Source organism: Streptomyces torulosus, assembly GCF_001419765.1.
In the GTDB taxonomy this organism is placed as follows: domain Bacteria; phylum Actinomycetota; class Actinomycetes; order Streptomycetales; family Streptomycetaceae; genus Streptomyces; species Streptomyces torulosus.
Map to the genome: position 1 here is coordinate 1 of NZ_LIRK01000048.1, position 4,152 is coordinate 4,152.

Genomic DNA, 4,152 nt, shown 5'->3' on the forward strand with positions numbered 1-4,152 from the left:
GCCGATCCTCCCGCGCCCGATCGCCCCGTACATCGGGCGCGGGAGGATCGGCTGCGGTGTCGGGATGGACGCGTTGGCGTCGCCCATCTGCGCGTACGCGATCTGCCCGCCCTTGATCACGAGTTGTGGCTTCACCCCGAAGAACGCGGGCTCCCACACCACCAGGTCCGCGAGCTTGCCGCTCTCCACGGACCCGATCTCACGGGCGAGGCCCTGCGCGAGCGCGGGGTTGATCGTGTACTTGGCGACATAGCGGCGTACGCGGTGGTTGTCGGCGCGGTCGTCACCCGGCAGGGCGCCCCGGCGCCGCTTCATCACGTGCGCGGTCTGCCAGGTGCGCAGGATGACCTCGCCGACCCTGCCCATGGCCTGGGCGTCGGACGAGATGATCGAGATGGCGCCCAGGTCGTGGAGGATGTCCTCGGCGCCGATGGTCGAGGGCCGGATGCGGGACTCCGCGAAGGCCAGGTCCTCGGGCACGGCGGCGTTGAGGTGGTGGCAGACCATCAGCATGTCGAGGTGTTCCTCGGCGGTGTTGACGGTGTAGGGCCGGGTCGGGTTGGTGGAGCTGGGCAGCACGTGCGGCTGCGAGACGACGGTCATGATGTCGGGCGCGTGCCCGCCGCCCGCGCCCTCGGTGTGGTACGCGTGGATGCCCCGTCCGGCGATGGCGGCCAGGGTGTCGCCGACGAACCCGGCCTCGTTGAGGGTGTCCGTGTGGATGGCGACCTGGATGCCGGTCCGGTCGGCGACGGTCAGGGACGCGTCGATGACGGCGGGCGTCGAGCCCCAGTCCTCGTGCAGCTTCAGACCGAGCGCCCCGCCCCGGATCTGGGACAGCATCGCCTCGTGGGAGACGGTGTTGCCCTTGCCGAGGAAGCCGATGTTCAGCGGGTACTGCTCCATCGCCTCCAGCATCCGGGCCAGGTGCCAGGGGCCGGGGGTGACCGTGGTGGCCTTGGAGCCCTCCGCCGGTCCGGTGCCGCCGCCGACCAGGGTGGTCACTCCGGACGCCAGCGCCTCGTCGGCGATCTGCGGGCAGATGAAGTGGACGTGTGCGTCGATGGCACCGGCGGTCACGATCCGCCCGTTGCCCGCGATGATCTCCGTCTCGGGCCCGATGACGAGGTCGGGGTGGACCCCGTCCATGGTGTCGGGGTTGCCCGCCTTGCCGATGCCGGTGATCCGGCCGTCGCGGATGCCGATGTCGGCCTTGACGATGCCCCAGTGGTCGATGATCACCGCACCGGTGATGACCGTGTCCGGGGTGCCGTCTGCGCGCGTAGCGCGGGCTTGGCCCATGGACTCGCGGATGACCTTGCCACCGCCGAACACGGCTTCGTCACCGGCGAGTCCGGGGCCGCCGGAACGGTCCTCCTCGATCTCGACGAGCAGATCGGTGTCGGCGAGCCGGATACGGTCACCGGTGGTCGGTCCGAACAGGTCGGCGTATGCGGCACGCGAGATCTCAGGCATCGAGGGCACCTCCGGTCTCCCCGCGCAGTCCCGGCACGACACGGGCGCCGGTGAGCGGGACGAGTTCCACGTCGACGGGGATGCCGGGCTCGAACCGTACGGCGGTACCGGCGGCGACGTTCAGCCGCTTGCCGCGCGCGGTGGCACGGTCGAACTCCAGACCGGGGTTGGCCTCGGCGAAGTGGTAGTGGGAGCCGACCTGGACGGGCCGGTCGGCGGCGTTGAGGACGGTCAGCCGGGTGACCTCACGGCCCTCGTTGTACACGATCGGTTCCTCGGCGAAGAGGATCTCTCCGGGAATCACGGCAGCCCCCTCAGACGATCGGGTCGTGGACGGTGACGAGCTTGGTGCCGTCCGGGAACGTCGCCTCGACCTGGACGTCGTGAATCATCCCGGGAATGCCCTCCATCACGTCGTCACGGGTGAGCAGTTTCCGCCCGGACGCCATGAGTTCGGCCACCGTACGGCCGTCCCGCGCGCCTTCCAGGATGTGCGCGGTGATCAGGGCGACAGCTTCGGGGTGGTTCAGCTTCAGGCCACGGGCCCTGCGCTTCTCGGCCACGTCCGCCGCCACATGGATCAGCAGCCTCTCCTGCTCGTGCGGGGTCAGTTGCACGGCGTCCCACCTCACATCCTCGCTCCGGACCGTGCGGGGTCCGGTTGCCTCGCCACCGCGCAACATCGCAGGTGGCGTGGCCGCAGGCTAATTGGGCGGCGTTTCGGTGACGTTAACCGACCGCCGGCTCAGGCGCGGAACGCGCTCGGCTCAGGTACGGGTGGCCGGGTCCTCCATGCTCATCAGAGCCTTCAGCCCCAGCTCGACCACCTGGACCGGTACGTCCCCGAAGAGCGCGTACTGGGCCGCGAAGCCCTGGGCGAGCGCGATCAACGTCCGCGCCACGCTGAGCGCCGGGATGTCGGCCCGCATCATCCCCGCGTCCTGGTACGCCTCGACGATCTCGATCCACGGCTGCCGCACCTGCGCGAAGCCGTCGTTGAGCACGTCCTGCAATTCCGGGTTGCGGAGGGTCTCGGCCCACACCTGCACCATCAGCCGGGGGTAGAGGGACCCGCCACTCGGCCCCAGCGTCGGCTCCTTGCCGAGGATCTGCCGGATGACCATGCCGATGAGGATCTCCGGGGACGGCAGCGGGCGCTGGGCGGCGGCCTGCTGGAAGGCACCCCGGATCTCACTGATCACCTCCGCGACGATCGCGGCGATCAGCTCTTCCTTGCCGCTGAAGTAGCGGTAGACGGCCCCGGCGGAGAGGTCCGCCTCCTTCAGTACGTCCTGCATCGACGTGGCGTGGAACCCGTTGCGGGCGAAGCAGCGGGCCGCGGCGTTGAGGATCTGGCGGCGGCGGGCGTCTAGACGCTCCTGCGATACGCGAGGCATGCCGTCAAAAGTAAAACGAACGTTCCTTCTTGACAAGGCACGCCCCGGCGAGCATGGTGAAGTCAAGAAAAACGAACGCTCCTTCTTTTTAGCAGGGCAGGAGCCCGGCCGACCGAGACCCGGTCACCACCGCTCCCACCCACCCCATCGGTATGGAGGGAAACCATGTCCGCCACGTCCACCACACCCTCGGCGGCCGAGCCCACCGCCCCGGCCGCTCCGGCCGACTCCCGGGCGCACGTGATACCGCCGAGTCGCCGGATGGTCGCGGTCATCGTGCTGATCCCCGTCATCGCGGCCCTCGCGCTCTGGGCCTTCACCTGGCCCAGCGCCCGCATCGCCCCGCGCGATCTACCGCTCGGTGTGGCGGGGCCCGCGGCCGCCGCCGCGCAGGTCGAGCAGCGCCTGGAGCAGCGGGACGGCGCTTTCGAAGTGCACCGTTACGCCGACGAGGCCGCCGCGCGGGACGCGATCGAGGACCGGACCGTGTACGGCGCGGTCGTCGTCACCGAGGCGGGGCCGAAGCTGCTGACGGCGTCGGCGGCGAGCCCGATGGTCGCACAGTTGCTCCAGCAGGCGGTGGGCGAGCAGGCCGCACAGGAGGGCGCCCGGGTGGAGGTCACCGATGTGGTGGCGACCCCGGCGGAGGACCCGCGCGGGTCGGCCTTCGGTTCGAGTGTGCTGCCGCTGGCGCTGGCCGGTACCGCCTCGGGCGCGGTGGTGACGCTGCTCGGGCTGCGCGGGGCGCGTGCGGCCGGCGCACTGGCCGGGGCCGCCGTCCTGGTCGGCCTCGCCGCCGCGACCCTGGCGCACACCTGGCTGGGCGTGCTCACCGGTGACTGGTGGGCGGAGGCCGGCGTACTGAGCCTCACCACCCTCTCCGTGGGCGCCACCGTGGCCGGCTTGGCCGCGCTGCTGGGCCGGGCGGGCCTCGGCCTGGGCGCGCTGCTGATCGTGTTCCTCGGCAACTCCTTCTCGGGTGCCGCCTCGGCACCCCGGATGCTGCCCGAGCCCGCCGGGACGCTCGGTCAGTGGCTGCCGCCGGGCGCGGGCGCGACGCTGCTGCGCTCCGTCTCCTTCTTCGACGGCGCCGCCGCCCTCAGCCCGGCGCTCATCCTGACCTGGTGGGCCGTACTCGGCCTGGGCGCGGTCCTCGTGGGCCCGCTGCTCAAGCGGTCGAAGAAGCCCGCCGCGTCGCAGCCCGCCGCACCCACCACCGGCCGCACTCCGGCCCCCACGCCCGCGCACTGACCGCGAGCGGCTCCGGAGCCGGACCCAC

5 protein-coding genes are annotated in these 4,152 nt (G+C 71.4%); 1 reads left to right on the forward strand and 4 read right to left on the reverse strand.

The annotated features are described in order from the left end of the window. The 4 genes from AOK23_RS04735 to AOK23_RS04750 form a co-directional block, all read right to left on the reverse strand. Nucleotides 1–1,476 (reverse strand): urease subunit alpha (locus AOK23_RS04735; RefSeq protein ID WP_055711479.1); only part of this gene is annotated, 1,476 nt, incomplete at its 3' end. Continuing rightward, nucleotides 1,469–1,780, reverse strand: a complete 312-nt coding sequence (locus AOK23_RS04740) for an urease subunit beta (protein ID WP_055711480.1) — start codon at nt 1,778–1,780, stop codon at nt 1,469–1,471. The genes AOK23_RS04740 and AOK23_RS04735, both read right to left, overlap by 8 nt. Before the next feature lie 10 nt (nt 1,781–1,790). Beyond that, complete coding sequence (locus AOK23_RS04745; RefSeq protein WP_055711483.1) at nt 1,791–2,093, reverse strand: urease subunit gamma; 303 nt, start codon at nt 2,091–2,093, stop codon at nt 1,791–1,793. Between the two features lie 150 nt (nt 2,094–2,243). Further along, complete coding sequence (locus tag AOK23_RS04750; protein WP_055711481.1) at nt 2,244–2,873, reverse strand: TetR/AcrR family transcriptional regulator; 630 nt, start codon at nt 2,871–2,873, stop codon at nt 2,244–2,246. A gap of 165 nt (nt 2,874–3,038) precedes the next feature. On the opposite strand from AOK23_RS04750, the gene AOK23_RS04755 reads away from it, so the two are divergent. Further along, a complete protein-coding gene (locus tag AOK23_RS04755) occupies nt 3,039–4,124 on the forward strand; it encodes an ABC transporter permease (RefSeq protein ID WP_055711482.1) in 1,086 nt (361 codons plus the stop codon). Nucleotides 4,125–4,152: the final 28 nt, after the last annotated feature.